Annotated in this window: 14 protein-coding genes; 1 reads left to right on the top strand and 13 read right to left on the bottom strand. The window is 66.4% G+C overall.

Annotated features, from left to right (window positions below; genetic code table 11):
• Nucleotides 1-389: 389 nt before the first annotated feature.
• Both secA and XARJCFBP2528_RS10195 read right to left on the bottom strand, forming a co-directional pair.
• On the bottom strand, nucleotides 390-3,128 hold the full coding sequence (secA, locus tag XARJCFBP2528_RS10200; protein ID WP_016902192.1) for a preprotein translocase subunit SecA: 2,739 nt from the start codon (nucleotides 3,126-3,128) through the stop codon (nucleotides 390-392).
• 155 nt (nucleotides 3,129-3,283) lie between these two features.
• Entirely contained in the window at nucleotides 3,284-4,228 is a 945-nt protein-coding gene (locus tag XARJCFBP2528_RS10195; RefSeq protein WP_026064242.1) for a M23 family metallopeptidase, read from the bottom strand.
• Here XARJCFBP2528_RS10195 and XARJCFBP2528_RS10190 point away from each other — a divergent pair, their 5' ends adjacent.
• Nucleotides 4,229-4,675: a DciA family protein gene (locus XARJCFBP2528_RS10190; protein ID WP_016902190.1), complete on the top strand. Its 447-nt coding sequence runs from the start codon at nucleotides 4,229-4,231 to the stop codon at nucleotides 4,673-4,675.
• A 186-nt stretch (nucleotides 4,676-4,861) separates the two neighbouring features.
• Here XARJCFBP2528_RS10190 and lpxC read toward each other — a convergent pair whose 3' ends face one another.
• The 11 genes from lpxC to XARJCFBP2528_RS10135 form a co-directional block, all read right to left on the bottom strand.
• Nucleotides 4,862-5,773 carry a UDP-3-O-acyl-N-acetylglucosamine deacetylase gene (gene lpxC / locus XARJCFBP2528_RS10185; RefSeq protein WP_016902189.1) on the bottom strand — a complete coding sequence of 304 codons (912 nt, stop codon included), beginning with the start codon at nucleotides 5,771-5,773 and terminating at the stop codon, nucleotides 4,862-4,864.
• Between the two features lie 231 nt (nucleotides 5,774-6,004).
• A complete protein-coding gene (gene ftsZ / locus XARJCFBP2528_RS10180) occupies nucleotides 6,005-7,243 on the bottom strand; it encodes a cell division protein FtsZ (protein WP_016902188.1) in 1,239 nt (412 codons plus the stop codon).
• 290 nt (nucleotides 7,244-7,533) lie between these two features.
• Nucleotides 7,534-8,769, bottom strand: coding sequence for a cell division protein FtsA (ftsA, locus tag XARJCFBP2528_RS10175; RefSeq protein ID WP_003485272.1), 1,236 nt, complete (start codon nucleotides 8,767-8,769; stop codon nucleotides 7,534-7,536).
• Nucleotides 8,766-9,602, bottom strand: a complete 837-nt coding sequence (locus XARJCFBP2528_RS10170) for a cell division protein FtsQ/DivIB (RefSeq protein ID WP_016902187.1) — start codon at nucleotides 9,600-9,602, stop codon at nucleotides 8,766-8,768. The genes ftsA and XARJCFBP2528_RS10170 overlap by 4 nt, the downstream gene beginning before the upstream one ends.
• A 112-nt stretch (nucleotides 9,603-9,714) precedes the next feature.
• Nucleotides 9,715-10,671, bottom strand: coding sequence for a D-alanine--D-alanine ligase (locus XARJCFBP2528_RS10165; protein ID WP_016902186.1), 957 nt, complete (start codon nucleotides 10,669-10,671; stop codon nucleotides 9,715-9,717).
• Nucleotides 10,668-12,101, bottom strand: coding sequence for a UDP-N-acetylmuramate--L-alanine ligase (gene murC, locus XARJCFBP2528_RS10160; RefSeq protein WP_016902185.1), 1,434 nt, complete (start codon nucleotides 12,099-12,101; stop codon nucleotides 10,668-10,670). Before murC ends, XARJCFBP2528_RS10165 begins: the two co-directional genes overlap by 4 nt.
• Nucleotides 12,098-13,378, bottom strand: a complete 1,281-nt coding sequence (gene murG / locus XARJCFBP2528_RS10155; protein WP_047124638.1) for an undecaprenyldiphospho-muramoylpentapeptide beta-N-acetylglucosaminyltransferase — start codon at nucleotides 13,376-13,378, stop codon at nucleotides 12,098-12,100. Before murG ends, murC begins: the two co-directional genes overlap by 4 nt.
• Nucleotides 13,375-14,754 carry a putative lipid II flippase FtsW gene (gene ftsW / locus XARJCFBP2528_RS10150; RefSeq protein WP_016903081.1) on the bottom strand — a complete coding sequence of 460 codons (1,380 nt, stop codon included), beginning with the start codon at nucleotides 14,752-14,754 and terminating at the stop codon, nucleotides 13,375-13,377. Before ftsW ends, murG begins: the two co-directional genes overlap by 4 nt.
• Complete coding sequence (gene mraY / locus XARJCFBP2528_RS10145) at nucleotides 14,754-15,839, bottom strand: phospho-N-acetylmuramoyl-pentapeptide-transferase (RefSeq protein WP_016903082.1); 1,086 nt, start codon at nucleotides 15,837-15,839, stop codon at nucleotides 14,754-14,756. Before mraY ends, ftsW begins: the two co-directional genes overlap by 1 nt.
• Nucleotides 15,829-17,322 carry a UDP-N-acetylmuramoyl-tripeptide--D-alanyl-D-alanine ligase gene (locus XARJCFBP2528_RS10140; protein WP_016903083.1) on the bottom strand — a complete coding sequence of 498 codons (1,494 nt, stop codon included), beginning with the start codon at nucleotides 17,320-17,322 and terminating at the stop codon, nucleotides 15,829-15,831. The genes mraY and XARJCFBP2528_RS10140 overlap by 11 nt, the downstream gene beginning before the upstream one ends.
• Entirely contained in the window at nucleotides 17,319-18,794 is a 1,476-nt protein-coding gene (locus XARJCFBP2528_RS10135) for a UDP-N-acetylmuramoyl-L-alanyl-D-glutamate--2,6-diaminopimelate ligase (protein ID WP_026064461.1), read from the bottom strand. The genes XARJCFBP2528_RS10140 and XARJCFBP2528_RS10135 overlap by 4 nt, the downstream gene beginning before the upstream one ends.
• Between the last annotated feature and the right edge of the window lie 7 nt (nucleotides 18,795-18,801).

The raw sequence follows: 18,801 nt of genomic DNA, 5'->3' as shown, positions 1-18,801 counted from the left end.
ATACGCCCCGCAGTGGCACCGGCGGAGACGCCTGCATGCGGAAGGCGCCGTTGGCGCCACAAGAAATGGACAACGCGTGGCTGGCCTGCCGTGCCGAGGCCCACCGCAAGGCAGCTCGCCGGACGCTTCCAGCGTCTATGCGGTTGGTGTCCCGTTGTTGCCTGGCAACGATGCAAGCCATGCCTTCGCAGGGAATTGGCCAAAGGCGGCGAAACCTGAGCGTGGCCTCGTACCCGGTCTGCGATATCCCCTTTCCTGCTTCAAGACCCCCTCAGGATCCCATCCGTAAGCAGAGCCCCCTTGGTAAGGGGGCGCGCCAAAGGCGCGGGGATCGGAAGCAAGGACCGTGGCGCAGCCCGCTTCGCGGGCTGCGCCACGGTCAACTCAGCTCAGCTGAGTTGACCGTGACAATGCTTGTACTTCTTGCCGCTGCCGCAGGGGCACGGATCGTTACGGCCCACCTTGGGCTCGTCGCGGGTCACCTGCGACACCGGCACCGGAGCGTTGCCGCCCTGCATCTGTTCCACTTCCTCGTCGGCACCATAGCTGCCGGCGTCCTGATGCTGGAACTGCGAGGCCATCAAACGCGCCTGCGCCTGCAGACGCTCCTGCTCTTCCAGCTCGGCCACTTCCTCTTCGCTGCGGATGCGCACGCGCGCCAGCAGGTTGATCACTTCGCGCTTGACGTTCTCCAGCATCTCGGAGAACAGCTCGAAAGCTTCCTTCTTGTATTCCTGCTTGGGCTGCTTCTGCGCATAGCCACGCAGATAGATGCCCTGGCGCAGGTAATCCATCTTGGCCAGATGCTCCTTCCAGCCCTGATCGAGCACGGTCAGCATCACGTGCTTCTCCAATGCGCGCATGGTGTCGTTGCCCACCGCCGCTTCCTTCTCGGCAAAGTGCGCATCCACCGCTGCCTGCACCTTGGCCGCAATCTGCTCGGCATCCAGTTCTTCCTGCGTGCGTGCCATCTCGCTCAGCGCCAGCGGCATGCCCAGCTCCGATTCCAGCGTGGCTTCCAGGCCCTTCAGGTCCCACTGCTCATCGACGGAGTTGGGCGGCACGAAGCGTGCGACCAGGTCGTAGATCACATCGCCACGGATGCCGTCGACGTTGTCCTTGACCGATTCGGCATCCAGCAATTCGTCGCGCTGGGCGTAGATCACCTTGCGCTGGTCGTTGTTGACGTCGTCGAAGTCCAGCAGGTTCTTGCGGATGTCGAAGTTGTGCGCTTCCACCTTGCGCTGCGCCTTTTCGATCTGCCGGCTGACCAGGCGGTCTTCGATGACGTCGTCTTCCTTCATGCCCATCATGCGCATCGCCTTCTGGACCCAGTCCGAGGCGAAGATGCGCATCAGGTTGTCTTCCAGCGACAGATAGAAGCGCGACGAACCCGGGTCGCCCTGACGACCGGCACGGCCACGCAGCTGGTTGTCGATACGGCGCGACTCGTGCCGCTCGGTACCGATGATGTGCAGGCCGCCGGCCGCCTTGACCGCATCGTGACGACGCTGCCATTCGGTCTTGGCCGCAAGGCGCTGCTCGTCGCTGATGTCGTCGCCCATGGCATGCAGCTCGGTTTCCAGCGAACCGCCCAGCACGATGTCGGTACCGCGACCGGCCATGTTGGTGGCGATGGTCACCGCGCCTGGCTGGCCGGCATTGGCCACGATGGTGGCTTCGCGCTCGTGCTGCTTGGCGTTGAGCACTTCGTGCTTGACCCCGGCCTTGCGCAGATGCTCGGACAGCATCTCCGAGGTCTCGATCGAGGTGGTACCCACCAGCACCGGCTGGCCGCGCTTGGCGCAGTCTTCGATGTCGGCCAGCACCGCGTTGAACTTGCCCTTGCGGTTGAGGAACACCTGGTCCGGATGGTCCTTGCGCACGGTCGGGCGGTTGGTCGGGATCACCACCACTTCCAGGCCGTAGATGCTCTGGAATTCGTAGGCTTCGGTGTCGGCCGTACCGGTCATGCCGGACAGCTTCTTGTACATGCGGAACAGGTTCTGGAAGGTGATGCTGGCCAGCGTCTGGTTCTCGCGCTGCACCGGCACGCCTTCCTTGGCCTCGACCGCCTGGTGCAGGCCGTCGGACCAGCGCCGCCCGCTCAGCGTGCGGCCGGTGAATTCATCGACGATCACCACCTCGCCATCGCGCACGATGTAGTCCACGTCGCGCTGATAGATCGCATGCGCGCGCAGCGCGGCATTGAGGTGATGCACCACGCTCAGGTTCTGCGCGGCGTACAGGCCGTCTTCGGCATTTTCAAGAATGCCGGCCTGCATCAGCAGTTCTTCGGCGTGGCCCATGCCCGCCTCGGACAGATGCACCTGCTTGCCCTTCTCGTCAATCCAGAAGTCGCCCTCGCCCTCTTCGCTTTCCTGCCTGGTCAGCTGCGGCACGATGCGGTTGACGCGGATGTACAGCTCCGGCGACTCGTCGGCCGGGCCGGAGATGATCAGCGGGGTACGCGCCTCGTCGATCAGGATCGAGTCGACTTCGTCGACGATCGCGTAATGCAGGTTGCGCTGGTAACGGTCGGCCTTGGACAGCGCCATGTTGTCGCGCAGGTAATCGAAACCGAACTCGTTGTTGGTGCCGTAGGTGATGTCGCTGCCGTAGGCCTCGCGCTTGTCGCTATGCGGCATGCCCGGATACACCACGCCCACGCTCAGGCCCAGCCAGTTGTACAGCTTGCCCATCTGCGCGGCGTCGCGGCGCGCCAGGTAGTCGTTGACCGTGACCACATGCACGCCCTCGCCCTGCAGCGCGTTGAGGTACACCGGCAGCGTGGCGACCAGGGTCTTGCCTTCACCGGTGCGCATCTCGGCGATCTTGCCCAGGTGCAGCACCATGCCGCCGATCAGCTGCACGTCGTAATGGCGCATGCCGAGCACGCGGCGGCTGGCCTCGCGGCACACCGCGAAGGCTTCGGGAAGAATCTTGTCCAGGGACTCGCCGGCGGCAAGTCGCTGCTTGAACTCCGGGGTCTTGGCTTGCAGCTCGGCGTCGGAGAGCTTCTCGATCGTCGGCTCCAGCGCATTGATCTGGGTGACGAGGCGGTTGAGCTGGCGCAGCTGGCGTTCGTTACGACTGCCAAAGACACGGGTAAGCAGACTGTTGATCATTGAAGAAACCGGTTGAAAAGGAACGGTTTGACCGACGCCGGTCCCCAAGACCCGGCCGCCGTAAACGAAACAGGGCGCACTGCGCCCTGTCGATGGCAACACCCTATTGTAGCTTGGGGCGGGCCTTCACGAATCAAGCGCCGCCCGCGCCGTCGTCAACCGCGCCCGCGGCGGCCCACCGGCGTGTTGGTATCGCCCAGGAACTTGCGCGGATTGACCACCCGCCCGTCCGCCCACACCTCGAAATGCACGTGGGCGCCAGTGGAGCGGCCGCTGGATCCGGCCCGGGCCACCTGCTGGCCGGCGCGGACCAGATCGCCCACCTTCACCACCAGGCGCGAGTTGTGCGCGTAGCGGGTCACATAGCCGTTGCCATGGTCCACTTCCACCACGTTGCCGTAGCCACCGCGCACGCCGGCATAGCTGACCACGCCGTCGGCGACCGACATCACCGGGTCGCCCACGTTGGCGTGGAAGTCCACGCCCTTGTGGAAGGCCGAACCACCGTCGAACGGATCGGCGCGGCCGCCGAAGCCGGAGGTGATGTAGGTGTTGCGGATCGGCATCCGCGAGGGCACCGAATTCTGTTCGAGCTGATGATCGAACATCAGCGCGGCCAGCACGTTCAGTTGCTGGCCCGAGGCGGAGAACTGCTGTTCGACCTGCCCCAGCGTCTGCTTGAGCGACTCGACCGGCATGTCGCTGACCGGCTCATCGCCGCCACCGACGCCGACCGGGGCGTCGAAATCGAACTCGCCGTCCTTCAGCTTGCCCATTTTGGTCAGCCGCTCGCCCAATGCGTTGAGACGGGTGGCCTGCGCCTGCAGCTCGCCCATGCGCGCGGCCAGTGCGTTGACCTGCGCCTGCGAGGCGCGCTGCGCCTGGGCCAGCTCGGCCTGCTGCCGGGCAACCTTGGCCTGCAACGCGGAATTGGTCACCATGCCGGTGGCGGTGCTGGCACCGATGCCGATCAACATGCCCAGCCCAAGCACGGCGCCGAGGACTACCATCGGTCGATCCGCGGCAAAGCCCTGGAACTGGCGGGCCAACCGCTGCGCCCGGGTTTCGCGAGATTTGATTACAACTTTCTTCAACGCCATATGAGTGTCATGTCCAAGCCCAAGTCCAACGCACGCAACCCTTCCGTCCCACAACCGGCCATCGAGGCCGCGTTGGGTGAAAAGGCTGGCGACCCCTTGCGCCGAGCGTTGTGGCTCGATGCGCTGGACCGGCAGTTGCGCCCCCTGTTACCGCCTCATCTGGTCACCCGTTGCCGGCTGGCCAATGTCAGAGACGAACAGCTCGTTTTTCTGGTTGATTCACCTGTCTGGCATGCCAAGTTGCGACTTGCCGAGACCCAATTACTGGATGCCGCCCGATCCATCGGACTGAAGGCCACCGCAGTGACCATCAAGACCACCACCACCCCGCTGCATTCCCCAATGCAGCAGAATCGCGAGCGTCCGCGCCCCGTCTCGGAGGCCACGCACAGGGGCCTGCGCGATGCGCTGGCCTCCCTGCAGGATGTTCCACCCACCAAAAGGTGAGCACCGCGCCGCTGGTGCGAAGCGGCCGCCGCAGCGTGAAAGAATTGCGAAGACCGCGCACGACCCGACGCATCCTAGCGGGCCTCAGCCACGCAGGAGTTAGAGAAGTCTTAAATAAAAGTTAAGAACGGGCCGGTAATCCGACGCAGTTCACACTTCGAACGCCAACTGCGGCATTCCCCGACATCAGGCGTAGACGGGGCTGGCGTAGGTGACCGGCGGTTGCACGGTGCCTTCCGGGAAGCTGACCCATTCCCAGGCGGCCTGATCCGCCAGCAGTGCACGTACCAGCTTGTTGTTGAGCGCGTGGCCGGACTTGAAGCCTTCGTAGGCGCCCAGAATGGCGCCGCCGGCCAAGTACAGGTCGCCGATGGCGTCCAGGATCTTGTGCCGCACGAATTCGTTGGTGTAGCGCAGGCCGTCCTCGTTGAGGACACGGAACTCGTCCAGCACGATGGCGTTGTCCATCGAACCGCCCAGGCCCAGATTGCGCTCGCGCATGTATTCAAGGTCGCGCATGAAACCGAAGGTGCGGGCGCGCGAGATTTCCTTGACGTAGGCCGAGGTGGAGAATTCGATTTCCTGGCGCGACTGCTTGGCCGGGATCATCGGGTGGTTGAATTCGATGGTGAAGCCGAGCTTATAGCCCTCGTACGGCTCGAAGCGCGCGATCTTGTCGCCCTCGCGCACTTCCACCGTCTGCTTGATGCGGATGAAGCGCTTGGCCTTGTTCTGCTCGACGATGCCTGCCGACTGCAGCAGGAATACGAACGGGCCGGACGAACCGTCCATGATCGGCAGCTCGGCCGAGGACAGTTCGACGATGACATTGTCCACACCCAGGCCGGCCAGTGCCGACATCAAGTGCTCGACGGTCTGGATCTTGGCGCCATTGCAGGTCAGGCCGGTGCACAGCGTGGTCTCGGTGACCAGTTCGGCATCGGCTGGGACTTCGACGATCGGCTCCAGGTCCACACGCCGGAACACCACGCCATGATCGACCGGAGCCGGTCGTAGCGTCATGTACACCTTGTCGCCGCTGTGCAGGCCGACGCCGGTGGCGCGAATGGTGTTCTTGAGAGTGCGTTGCTGGGTCATATGCGAAGTCTGGATGAACAATGCAGACAGACGCTGAACCGGCTGTCTAATCCGTAGAGATTATCTGAATTTTAACAAGTCGCGCGTGACGGGAACTGTAATCCCCGGGTCACGCCACCGCAAAAGCTGCCGGATCGTGGCCGACCCGGCAGAAAGGACATGGCACTACACCCCGAGGCGAACCCCGGGGCGGAACGGACCGCGCCGCCGTAGCGACGCAGCCGACGATCCTCAGTCGGCCTGGCGGCGCAGGAACGCCGGGATATCCAGGTAGTCGTTGGGCAGGTCTGCGGCCGGCGCAGCCGAACCGCCGCCGTTGTTGCTGCCGCTGCCGACCGAGTCGCTGCTCGGACGACGCAGGCCCAGGCCCATGCTGCCGCCGACGGCCTTGGACACCGCATCGCCGCCGCTGGTGTCGAAATCGCCGAACTCCGGCTGGCCGGTGGTGGCATTGCGCACCAGCTTGATCGGCGCGCGCTGGTCCGGACGCTGGGTCTGACGGGCAACCGCACGGTTCAGGCCAGTGGCCACCACGGTGACGCGCACTTCGTCCTGCATGTCCGGGTCGAGCACGGTGCCGACGACCACGGTCGCATCTTCCGAGGCGAACGCCTCGATGGTGCGGCCGATCTCGTCGAACTCGGACATGGTGAAATCCGGGCCGGCGGTGATGTTGACCAGGATGCCGTTGGCACCGGCCAGGTTGACGTCGTCCAGCAGCGGGTTCTGGATGGCGGCTTCGGCAGCGGCCTGCGCGCGATCGTCGCCGCGAGCCGAACCGGTGCCCATCATGGCCAGGCCCATTTCCGACATCACGGTGCGCACGTCGGCGAAGTCGACGTTGATCAGACCCGGACGCACGATCAGGTCGGCGATGCCCTGCACGGCGCCCTGCAGCACGTCGTTGGCAGCGCGGAAGGCCTGGATCATGGTGGCATTTCGGCCGAGCACAGTGATCAGCTTTTCATTGGGGATGGTGATCAGCGAATCGCAATGCTGGCTCAGTTCCTCGATGCCCTTGAGCGCAACCTGCATACGGCGACGGCCTTCGAACGGGAACGGCTTGGTGACCACGGCCACGGTCAGGATGCCCATTTCCTTGGCCAGCTGTGCAACCACCGGCGCTGCGCCGGTGCCGGTGCCGCCGCCCATGCCGGCGGTGATGAACACCATGTCCGCACCCTGCAGCGCGTCCATGATGCGCTCGCGGTCTTCCAGCGCGGCCTGGCGGCCGACTTCCGGATTGGCGCCAGCACCCAGGCCCTTGGTCACGTTGGTGCCGAGCTGCAGCTGCAGCTTGGCGCCACAGTTCTTGATCGCCTGCGAGTCGGTGTTGGCGGTGATGAACTCCACGCCATCGACATTGGTGTTGACCATGTGCGCAACCGCGTTGCCGCCGCCGCCGCCAACGCCAACGACCTTGATTACCGCGTTGGGAGCCATCTTTTCGATCAGTTCAAAATGTGCCATGTCAGTGTCCTCTTTAGATGCCGTGAATGGGGAATCGGGAATGGGGAATCGGATTGCTCCGTTCGCCAGCCCAACACCCGCATGTCGGCGAATGTTGTTGTTTGAATGCCGGGAATGGGGAGTCGGGAATGGGGAATCGCAACAGCGAATCACCTCCACGCCAACCACTGCTTCCTCGGCGGAACCGCAAAAAAACTACGCCCTGCCCGCTCTCACCGCTCTCCACTCAAATCTGCCGCAACCGCTTTGCCTTTGCTTCAACCAATTCTCGAATCCCGATTCCCGATTCTTCAGAATTCCCCGCGATACCAGTTCTTCAATTTCTTGAACAAGCTCCCTGCGCGGCCGGTCGGGATCGACGGGCGGCGTGGGTGTTCGATCTGGCTGCCCATCAGCAGCAGGCCCACGCCGGAGGCGTGCACCGGGTTGCCGACGACTTCGCCCAGGCCGGTGACGTGCTGGGGAATGCCCACGCGCACCGGCATCTGCAACATTTCTTCGGCCAGTTCGACCACGCCTTCCATCTTCGACGCACCGCCGGTGAGCACCATGCCGGCGCGCACCATTTCCTCGAAACCGGAACGGCGCAGTTCGGCCTGCACCATTTCGAAGATTTCCTCGTAACGGCCCTGCACCGCCTGCGCGAGCGCATGTCGCGGCATGCGACGCGGCGGGCGATCGCCGACCGACGGCACCTGGATGCTTTCTTCGGCGGTGGCCAGCTGCGCCAGCGCACAGGCGTAGCGCACCTTGATCTGCTCGGCTTCCGGGGTGGGCGTGCGCAGCATGTGCGCGATGTCGTTGGTGACGTGGTCGCCGGCGATCGGCAGCGAGGCGGTGTGGCAGATCGCGCCCTGCACGTAGACCGCAAGGTCGGTGGTACCGGCGCCGATATCCACCAGCACCACGCCCAGTTCGCGCTCGTCGGCGGTCAGGACCGCCACGCTGGAGGCCAACGACGACAGCACCAGATCGTCCACCTGCAGGCCACACTTCTGCACGCACTTGGTGATGTTGGCCGCTGCCGACTGCGCGCACACCACCAGATGCGCGTGCACCTCCAGGCGCACGCCGGTCATGCCGACCGGATTGCGGATGCCTTCCTGCGAATCGTCCAGCACGTACTCGCGCGGGATCGCATGCAGGATGCGCTGGTCGGCAGGAATGGCCACGGCCTTGGCCGCATCCAGCACGCGCTCCAGATCGCTCCAGGTCACTTCGCCGTCGCGGATCGGCACGATGCCGGGCGAGTTCTTGCACTGCACGTGGTTGCCGGAAATCGACGCGTACACCGAGCGGATTTCGCAGCCGGCCATCAGCTCGGCCTCTTCCACCGCGCGCTGGATCGACTGCACGGTGGATTCGATGTCCACCACCACGCCGCGCTTGAGACCGCGCGATTCATGCGAACCGATGCCGATCACTTCGATCGGATTGCCGGGCGAGTACTCGCCGACCAGCGCGACGACCTTGGAGGTGCCGATGTCCAGTCCAACGATGAGGGATTTGTCGCCTTTGCGGTTCATGTCTTAAAGCCGGGAATAGGGAATAGCGAATGGGGAATGGTCAACAGCGGTGCACGGAGGCGAGGAGAATTGAGGACAAGTGCGCGAGGCGCAGCGGGCGATGCCGGCTTGGGTTTCTTATCCATTCCCGATTCCCCATTCTCCATTCGCCGTTCGACCGTGAAGCCGTTGGTGTAGCGCAGGTCGGCGCGGGCGATCGGGCGTTGCGGGTCGGCCAGTTGCGGCAGCACGCGGGCGAAGCGTTGCAGTCGCGCGCGGGCGTCGTCGCGGCCGATCACGATCTGCACGCCGTTGCTCAGGCCCAGCGACCAGCTGCCGCGCGCATCCATTTCCAGACGCTCCACATCCAGCCCGGTTGGCGCGAACAGCGCGCGCGATTCGTTGTAGAGCGCCACCACGTCCTGGGTCTTGCTGTCCGGGCCACCGAGTTGCGGCAGCTTGAAATCCTTCAACAACGGCGGGGTGCGGAACAGCCGGCCCTGCTCGGACAACATGCGGTCGGTGCCCCAGCGCGCGAACGGCTTGTGCTCGGTGACGTGCACTTCCAGCACATCCGGCCAGCGCTTGCGCACCTGCGCACTTTCCACCCACGGCAGGCGCGCGATGGCGTCCTGCGCGTTCTGCAACTTCACCGCGAAAAAGCCCGCGCGCGCATACGGCAGGACCACCGCGCGCAACTCTTCGGCCGGCACCCGCTTGAAGTCGCCCGACACCCGCAAGCGCGCCAATGGCCAACGCTCGGCACCGACCCAGCCATTGAGCACGGCCACCACCGGCAACGCGACCAGCGCCACCGCGAGCAACCACGCCAGGATGCGCAGGGTGGCGTTCATGCGCGCGCTCCGCGCGCGGGAATGGGGAGTCGGGAATAGGGAATCGTCAACAGCGGCGCACTGCCGGCTGTCGCTTTTGCGATTCCCGATTCCCGAATCCCCAATCCCGGCGTCATAGCGTCTGCTCCAGCACGCGCCAGACCAGTTCTTCGAAATCGATGCCGAGCTGGCGCGCGGCCTTGGGCACCAGCGAGTGGCTGGTCATGCCGGGGGCGGTGTTGACCTCCAGCAGATACAGCTGGCCGCTGGCACGGTCGCGCATCACGTCGACGCGGCCCCAGCCGCGGGCACCGGCAGCACGGAAGGCGTCCAGGGCGAGCTGGCGCAGTTGCGTCTCGGCATCGCCGTCCAGGCCCGGGCACAGGTACTGGGTGTCGTCGGCCAAATACTTGGCGTTGTAGTCGTACCACTGGCCCTTGGGCACGATGCGGATCGACGGCAGCGCGACCTCGCCGAGCACGGCCACGGTGAGTTCGTCGCCTTCGATCAGCTGCTCCATCAGCAGCGCGCCGTCGTAGCGCGCCGCCAGCAGCACGGCTTGTTCGAGCTGGGCCTGGTCGAACACGCGGCTGATGCCGACGCTGGAGCCTTCGTTGGCCGGCTTGACGATCACCGGCAAGCCGATCTGCCGGGCGGCGGCATGGATGTCGTCGGTGCTGGCACCGGCGGCCAGGCGCGCATAGCGCGGCGTGGGCAGGCCCAGCGACAGCCACACCTGCTTGGTGCGGATCTTGTCCATGCTCAACGCCGAACCCAGCACGTTGGAGCCGGTGTACGGCACCTTGAAGGCTTCCATCAGGCCTTGCACGATGCCGTCTTCGCCGCCGCCGTTATGGCCGTGCAGCACGTTGAAGACGCGATCGAAGCGTTTTTCGACCAGCGCCTGCGCCAGGGCCGGAATGCCATCGACCGGCTGCGCGTCGACACCGCGCGCGCGCAGTGCGTCGAGCACGTTGCTGCCGGAGTTCAACGACACTTCGCGCTCGGACGAGGTACCGCCGAGCAGCACGGCGACGCGGCCGAACGCGGCCGGATCGCTGGTACGTGCGTTGGGAATCACCGCGCTCATGCGCTCGCTCCGGTGAAACCGTTGTTGATGATGTGCTGCGCGACATAGCCGATATCGCCGGCGCCCATCATCAGCAGCAGATCGCCGTCCTGCAGCACGTCTGGCAGCACTTCGGCCAGGCCGGAAATCTGCCCGACCACCACCGGCTCGCTGCGGCCGCGCGCACGGATCGCACGCGCCAGCGCACGCGCATCGGCACCCGGAATCGGCGCTTCGCCGGCCGGATAGACCTCGCTCAGCACCAGCGCATCGACGGTGCTCAGCACCGCGGCGAAGGCATCGAACTGATCGCGGGTACGGCTGTAGCGATGCGGCTGGAATGCGACGACCAGACGCTTGTCCGGCCAGCCGCCACGGGCAGCGGCGAACACCGCTTCCAGCTCGCGCGGATGGTGGCCGTAATCGTCGACCACGCGCACGCGCGCACCGGTGCTGGTGGTGACTTCGCCCAGGTCGTTGAAGCGGCGGCCGATACCGGCGAAGTTTTCCAGCGCACGCGCAATGGTCTCCGGCGCCACGCCCAGCTGCCAGCCGATCGCGGCCGCCGCAAGTGCGTTGAGCACGTTGTGGCGACCCGGCAAGGCCAGCGTCACCGGGGTGGTGGTGCCTTCGGGCAGACGCAGCGTGAAGCGCATGCGCGGGCCGTCCTGCACCACGTCTTCGGCGCGTACGTCGGCGTTTTCGCTCATGCCGTAGCTCATCACGTGGCGCGGCGTCTTGCCGGCCAGCGCGGCCACTTCCGGGTCGTCGATGCAGAGCAACGCCAGGCCATAGAACGGCAGGCGCTGCAGGAACTCGGCGAAGGCGGCCTGGATGCGTGCGAAATCGTTGCCGTAGTTTTCCAGGTGATCCGAATCGATGTTGGTGATCACCGCCATCAGCGGATTCAGGCGCAGGAAGCTGCCGTCGCTCTCGTCGGCCTCGGCCACCAGCCACTGGCCGCCACCGAGCTTGGCGTTGGCGCCGGCGGCCAGCAACTGCCCGCCGATGACGAAGGTCGGATCCAGCCCGCCCTCGCTCAGCACCGCTGCGGCCAGGCTGGTGGTGGTGGTCTTGCCATGCGTGCCGGCCACCGCGATACCGCGACGGAACCGCATCAGCTCGGCCAGCATCGCCGCACGCGGCATGATCGGAATGCGCTGGCTGCGCGCTTCCATCAGCTCGGGGTTGTCCTCGCGGATCGCGCTGGACACCACCACGCAATCGGTGCCGAGCACGTTGGCAGCCGAATGCCCGCGCATCACCCGCGCACCCAGCTTGGCCAGCCGCCGCGTCGCCACGTTATCGGAGTTGTCCGAGCCGGAGACTTCATAGCCCAGCGTCAGCATCACCTCGGCAATGCCGCTCATGCCGGTGCCGCCGATACCGACGAAATGCACGCGCGGAAACGCACGCACCAGATCGCCGCTGTCCTGCAGGCGGCGGATCACGCGGCACCTCCGGTGGAGGTGCGAATCGGGAATCGAGAATCGGGAATCGTGTAAAGCGAGGCACCGGCGGCGTTGAGCGCCTGACCGGTGCGCTTGTTTTCTTGCATCACTGTCTGTTCCTGCAATTGTTCTGAGCTCTGCCCATTCCCCATTCCCGATTCACCACTCCCGGCTTCCTGCAGAATGATGTCGGCGATACGTTCGGCGGCGTCCGGCTTGGCCAGGGTGCGGGCGGCCTGGGCCATCGTCAGGCGGCGGGCGGGGTCGGCGAGCAGGGTCTGCAAGACCTGCTGCAAGCGCGCGGCCAGGGTGTCGTCCTGCTTGAGCAGCACGGCAGCATCGGCGCCGACCAGGTATTCGGCATTGCGGGTCTGGTGGTCGTCTACCGCTGCGGCGAAGGGCACCAGCACGCTGCCGATGCCGGCGGCGCACAGTTCGGCCAACGTGGAGGCACCGGCGCGGCACACGACCAGGTCGGCCCAGGCGTAGGCGGCGGCCATGTCGGCGATGAAGGGTTCGACGCTGGCATTGACGCCCGCCTGCGCGTACGCGGCCTCGGCTTCGGCGCGCAGCTTTTCGCCGCACTGGTGGCGCACGTCCACATCCGGGTGACCGAGCGCCGCCAGTGCCGCTGGCACCGCCTGGTTCAATGCGCGTGCGCCCTGGCTGCCACCGAGCACCAGCACGCGTACGGCACTGCCACGGCCGAGCAGACGCGTGGCCGGCGCGGGAAGCGCTGCGATTTCCGCACGCACCGGATTGCCCACCGCTTCTTCGCCGGCGAAGCTGCCCGGGAAACCGGTCAGCACACGGCGCGCAAATCGCGACAACACCTTGTTGGTCATGCCGGGCGCGCGGTTCTGCTCATGCACCAGCAACGGCACGCCGAGCAGCCGCGCTGCCAGGCCGCCCGGGCCGGCCGCGAAGCCGCCGAAACTGATCACCGCACGCGGCTGGCGCTTGCGCAGCACGAAGCCGGCGGCGCGCACCGCGCGCATCACCCGCACCGGTGCACCGAGCAATTTCACCAGGCCCTTGCCGCGCAGGCCGCTGATGGCCAGCGTGTCGAGTTGAATATCGTGCTGCGGTACCAGCCGGGTTTCCATTGCGCCGTCGGCGCCCAGCCAGGTCACCGGCACGCCACGCGCGCGCAGCACCTTGGCCACGGCCAGACCCGGGAAGATATGCCCGCCGGTGCCGCCAGCCAGAATCATCACTGGTCGGATCCCCGCACCTGGATATGCGGGCGTTTGCGCGGGATTCGCATGAGCGCTCATGCAATCCTCCCGAAGGTCGGTTCCACGCGCGGCTGCATGCGGCTGGTGCCGCGCAGGAACTCGGACGCATGCGCAGACGTGGCCGAGGCTGCAGCAACCGGTGCCGGGGCGGGTGCGGCGGCAACCGGCTCGCGCTGCGGCTTGCGCGCGGGCGCGTAGGCCGGCGTGGCCGACTCGACCACCGGTTCGGCCGGCTCGGCCGACGGCGCGCCCGCACCCTGCGGCGACAACTTGCTGCGCAGGCGCTCGGCTCGATCCATTTCGTAGGACACGCGCAGCAGCAGGCCCATCGCCACGCAGGTCATCAGCACCGACGAACCGCCGGAGGAAATCAGCGGCAGGGTCAGGCCCTTGGTCGGCAGGATGCCCAGGTTCACGCCTACCGAAACGAAGCTCTGCAGGCTGATCCACAAGCCGATGCCGAAGGCGATGTAGCCGGAGAAGTGACGCTTCATTTCCACGCAGCGCATGCCCAGCCAGAACGCGCGGCCGACCAGCAGCGCGTACAGCGAGATCACACCGCACACGCCGACAAAGCCTAGTTCTTCGGCGATGACCGAGAAGATGAAATCGGTATGCGCTTCGGGCAGGTAGTTGAGCTTCTGCACCGAGGCGCCCAGGCCCACGCCGGTCCACTGGCCGCGGCCGACCGCCATCAAGGCGTTGGACAGCTGATAGCCGGAGCCGAGCTGGTCGGCCCACGGGTCCAGGAACGAGGTGATGCGACGCAGCCGGTACGGCTCCAGGATCGCGATGAAGGCGAACACCGGCAGGCCGAACACGATCGGCATCGACATGCGCGGCAGGTTCACCCCACCCAGCACCAGCATGCCCGCGGTGATCGCCAGCAGCAGCGTGGACGAGCCGAAGTCCGGCTGCATCAGCAGCAGGCCGACCAGTGCGATCGCCACGCCCAGCGGCTTGAGCATCGCCGGCCAGGTCGCATTGACCTCGTCGCGAAAGCGCACCAGGTAGCTGGACAGCCACACGATGTAGAGCACCTTGACCGCTTCGACGGTCTGGAATTTCGACACGCCCAGGTTGATCCAGCGCTTGGCGCCGTTGACGCTGCTGCCCAGGCCGGGCACGAACACCACCATCAGCAGGCCGAAGCAGGCCAGCAGCAACACCTGGTTGTACTGCTCGATGGTCTTGAGCTCGGTGCGCATCGCCCAGAACGCCAGGCCCACGCCGATGCCCAGGAACAGCAGATGGCGGGTCAGGTAATAGAACGGATTGTCGGACAGCTCGATCGAGCTGGACGCCACCATCACCACGCCCAGCGAGGCGAGCGTGGCCGCGGCCCCGAGCAGCCACGGGTCGTAGCGGCCGCCGATGGCGTCCAGTCGCGTGGCCTGGCGGGACATGTCGTTCATCAGCGCACCTTCAACGTGGCAAGGCCGATCAGCACCAGCACCACCGAAATGATCCAGAAGCGCACGATCACGCGCGGCTCCGGCCAGCCCTTGAGTTCGAAGTGGTGGTGGATCGGCGCCATGCGGAACACGCGCTTGCCGGTCAGCTTGAAGCTGGCGACCTGGATCATCACCGACAGCGTTTCGATCACGAACACCCCGCCCATGATCACCAGCACCAGCTCCTGGCGCACGATCACCGCGATGGTGCCCAGCACCGCGCCCAGCGACAGCGCGCCGATATCTCCCATGAACACCATGGCCGGATAGGTGTTGAACCACAGAAAGCCCAGGCCTGCGCCGGCGATCGCCGAGCAGATGATGATCAGCTCGCCGGCCCCGGGAATCAGCGGGATCTTCAGGTATTCGGCAAACACCACGTTGCCCGAGGCGTAAGCGAACACGCCCAGCGCGCAGGCCACCAGCACGGTCGGCATGATCGCCAAGCCGTCCAGACCGTCGGTCAGATTGACCGCGTTGGAGAAGCCGACGATCCAGAAATAGGCAATCACCACGAAGCTCACGCCGGCCAGCGGCAGCGCGATCGACTTGAACATCGGGATGTAGAAGGTGATCGCGGCCGGCACGTCGGCGGTGTAGTACAGGAACAGGCCCGCGGCCAGGCCGAAGATCGACTGCAGCAGATACTTCCAGCGCGACTTCAGGCCATTGGGATCGCGGCGCACGATCTTGATCCAGTCGTCGTACCAGCCGATCGCACCGAAACAGACCATCACCGCCAACACCAACCACACGTAACGGTTGCGCAGGTCGCCCCACAGCAGCACCGACAAGGTCACCGTCAGCAGGATCAGCGAGCCGCCCATGGTCGGGGTGCCGGCCTTGGAGAAATGCGTCTGCGGGCCGTCCTGGCGAATCGGCTGGCCGCCCTTGAACTGGGCCAGCTTGCGGATCACCGCCGGGCCCATCCACAGCGACAGGAACAACGCGGTCAGCGCGGCCAGGATGCCGCGGAAGGTCAGATAGTTGAACAGCCCGAACAGGCTCTCCAGTTGCTGCAGCCAACGCGCCAGCTCAAGCAGCATGGGATGCGTCCTCCGCCGGTGCGAGCAGCGCGGCGACGATGCGGTCCATGGCGCTGCCACGGGAGCCTTTCACCAGCAGCGTGGGCGGGGTTTGCGCCGTGGTGGCGGCAGTCTGCGCCGCCGCACCGGTGTGTTCGTACATCGAAGAAGATTCCTGCGTTTGGGTCGCCGAAACGGCGAGCTGCGCCAGATCCGCCTGCAAGGCCGCGATCAACGCGGCATGGGTGGCGAACACGCGGCCGCCCTCGCCGAACGCCTGTGCGGCGGCGGCACTGAGCTCGCCCAGCGCGTACAGGCGCTGCAGCTTGGCCGCGCGCGCGCGACGGCCGGCGGCGGCATGCAGGGCCGCGCCTTCCGGGCCGAGTTCGCGCATGTCGCCCAGCACCAGCCAGCCTTCGCCAGGCGCAGCGGCCAGGGTGTCGATGGCGGCGTCCAGCGAGCCGGGGTTGGCGTTGTAGCTGTCGTCGATCAGCACCGCGCCGCCAGGCAGGGCGTGGGTGATCTGACGACCGGCCACCGGGCGCACCTGCGCCAGACCGGCGGCGATGATCGGTAAAGCGATGCCCGCACCCAAGGCCAGGCCGGCCGCGGCCAGCGCGTTGAGCACGTTGTGGCGGCCCGGCAACGGCAGCGCGATCTGCGCCTGGCCTTGCGGGGTCACCAGGGTGAATTGCGCGCCACTGGCCTGCAGCCGCAAGCCTTGCGCGGTGATGTCGGCACTGGCCTGCAGGCCGTAGCGCAACACGCGGCGGCCCTGCATCGGCTGCGCATGCAGTTGCTGCTCGAACCAGGCACCGAAGGCATCGTCGGCATTGATCACCGCCACGCCATCGGCCGGCAATGCGGCGTAGATGGCGCCCTTGGTGCGGGCGACGCCGAGCAGGCTGCCCAGGCGTTCCAGATGGGCGGGGGCGATGTTGTTGACCAGGGCCACGTGCGGCTGCGCGATCTCGGTGAGATAGGCGATATCGCCCGGCTTGCCGGCGCCCATTTCGTAGATCGCCAGGTCCGCATCGTCCGGCGCGGCGATCACCGCCAGCGGCAGGCCGATCTCGTTGTTGCGGTTGCCCGGCGTGGCGTACACGGTGGTGCCGTCGACACGCCCGGCCTCGGTCAGGATGGCCAGCAGCAGCGCCTTGACGCTGGTCTTGCCGTTGGAGCCGGTCAAGGCGATCACCCGCGTGGCGCGGTCGCGCTGCATGCCGGCGGCGATCCGCGCAAGCGCCAGTTCGGTATTTTCCACCAGCACCTGCGGCACGCTCAGTGCCGGCAGCAGGCGATCGACCAGCACACCGCTGGCGCCGTGCGCCACCGCGTCCGCGGCAAAGTCGTGTCCGTCGAAACGCTCGCCGCGCAGCGCCACGTACAGGCTGCCGTTGGCCAGCGTGCGGGTGTCGTTGCCGACGGTGTCGATCATGGCGTCGTCGCCATGCAGCTCGCCACCGGCCCAGTGGGCGATCAACGACAGCGGAGTGAGCTTCATGCGCGCACTCCCAGTACGGTACGCGGCAACAAGGCCTGCGCCGCCACGATGGCGTCGTCGAAGGCATGCCGCACGCCGGCGATTTCCTGGTACGGCTCGTGGCCCTTGCCGGCGATCAGCACGATGTCGGAGGCGCTGGCCATGCTGATGGCCTGATGGATCGCCGCGGCGCGGTCGCGCTGCACGATGGCCGCATCCGGGCGCGCGAAGCCACGCAGGATATCGGCCACGATCACATCGCCATCTTCGCCACGCGGGTTGTCGTCGGTGACGATCGCCACGTCGGCATTGACCTCGGCAATGGCCGCCATCTGCGGGCGCTTGCCGGTGTCGCGCTCGCCGCCACAGCCGAACACGCAGATCAGCCGGTCCTGTGCATGCGAGCGCAGGCTGGCCAATGCCTGTTCCAGCGCGTCGGGCGTGTGTGCGTAGTCGACGACCACCAGCGGTGCGCCATGCGCGCCACCCAGGCGATTCATGCGGCCGTGGGTCGGCTGCAACCGGCCGAGCACTTCGGCGATCTGCGCCGGCGCGATCTCCAGCGCAAACAACGCACCGGCCACGGCCAGCAGGTTATCCACGTTGAAGCGGCCCAGCAGCGGCGAGTGCACCGGATGCACCTGGCCGTCGAGATGCAGCGCGAAATTGATGCCGTTGTGATCCAGCTGCAGTGCCTGCGCACGCACGCTTGCCTGGGCCTGCGCGCGCGAGCTCACGCCGATCGCGCGCAACGCGGGGTCGAGCGAAGCCAGCAGCGTGCGGCCGAAGTCATCGTCCAGGTTCACCACCGCGGCCTTCAATCCGGCGCGCGTGAACAGCCTGGCCTTGGCCGCGCCGTACTGGGCCATGTCGCCGTGGTAATCGAGATGGTCGCGGGTGAGATTGGTGAACACCGCCACGTCGAAATGCACCGCATCCACGCGGCCCTGGTCCAGCGCATGCGAGCTGACTTCCATCGCCACTGCCTGCGCGCCCGCGTCGCGCAACTGCGCCAGCAAGGCATGCGTCTGCAGCACCAGCGGCGTGGTGAAACCGGTCGGCACGGCGCTGCCGTACAGGCCGACACCCAGGGTGCCGAGCGTGCCGGCGGGGGTGCCGAGCAGCGTCAGGGCCTGCGCCAGCAATTGCACGGTGGAGGTCTTGCCGTTGGTACCAGTGACGCCGACCATGCGCATCGCCCGCGAGGGCTGGCCGTGGAACCGGTCGGCCATCGCGCCCAGGCGCGCACGCAGGCCCGGCACCGCGATCGCGTCGGCCGGCGCCGGCAGATCGGCCGGCGCCGGTGGCTCGAACAACACCGCCGCCGCGCCATTGGCGCGCGCCTGGTCAACGAAGCCCAGGCCATGCGCACCAAACCCGGCGATCGCCACGAAGGCATCGCCCGCACGCACCGCACGGCTGTCCATCACCAGGCCCGACACCTGTACCTCATGCGCAAGCGGCACGTCCGGCAATAACTGCGACAGCGGCATGCTGCGG

The sequence above is a fragment of the Xanthomonas arboricola pv. juglandis genome (assembly GCF_001013475.1).
In the GTDB taxonomy this organism is placed as follows: Bacteria; Pseudomonadota; Gammaproteobacteria; order Xanthomonadales; family Xanthomonadaceae; genus Xanthomonas; species Xanthomonas arboricola.
This window is presented reverse-complemented; position numbering and strand designations above follow the sequence as displayed.

Excerpts from the sequence above, each read along its gene's own strand:
- secA (WP_016902192.1), bottom strand. The coding sequence starts at position 3,128 with ATGATCAACAGTCTGCTTACCCGTGTCTTTGGCAGTCGTAACGAACGC.
- XARJCFBP2528_RS10165 (WP_016902186.1), bottom strand. The coding sequence starts at position 10,671 with ATGAGCGCGGTGATTCCCAACGCACGTACCAGCGATCCGGCCGCGTTC.
- ftsW (WP_016903081.1), bottom strand. The coding sequence starts at position 14,754 with ATGAACGACATGTCCCGCCAGGCCACGCGACTGGACGCCATCGGCGGC.
- mraY (WP_016903082.1), bottom strand. The coding sequence starts at position 15,839 with ATGCTGCTTGAGCTGGCGCGTTGGCTGCAGCAACTGGAGAGCCTGTTC.
- XARJCFBP2528_RS10190 (WP_016902190.1), top strand. The coding sequence starts at position 4,229 with ATGAGTGTCATGTCCAAGCCCAAGTCCAACGCACGCAACCCTTCCGTC.
- murG (WP_047124638.1), bottom strand. The coding sequence starts at position 13,378 with ATGAGCGCTCATGCGAATCCCGCGCAAACGCCCGCATATCCAGGTGCG.
- XARJCFBP2528_RS10170 (WP_016902187.1), bottom strand. The coding sequence starts at position 9,602 with ATGAACGCCACCCTGCGCATCCTGGCGTGGTTGCTCGCGGTGGCGCTG.
- ftsZ (WP_016902188.1), bottom strand. The coding sequence starts at position 7,243 with ATGGCACATTTTGAACTGATCGAAAAGATGGCTCCCAACGCGGTAATC.
- ftsA (WP_003485272.1), bottom strand. The coding sequence starts at position 8,769 with ATGAACCGCAAAGGCGACAAATCCCTCATCGTTGGACTGGACATCGGC.
- XARJCFBP2528_RS10135 (WP_026064461.1), bottom strand. The coding sequence starts at position 18,794 with ATGCCGCTGTCGCAGTTATTGCCGGACGTGCCGCTTGCGCATGAGGTA.
- XARJCFBP2528_RS10140 (WP_016903083.1), bottom strand. The coding sequence starts at position 17,322 with ATGAAGCTCACTCCGCTGTCGTTGATCGCCCACTGGGCCGGTGGCGAG.
- lpxC (WP_016902189.1), bottom strand. The coding sequence starts at position 5,773 with ATGACCCAGCAACGCACTCTCAAGAACACCATTCGCGCCACCGGCGTC.
- XARJCFBP2528_RS10195 (WP_026064242.1), bottom strand. The coding sequence starts at position 4,228 with ATGGCGTTGAAGAAAGTTGTAATCAAATCTCGCGAAACCCGGGCGCAG.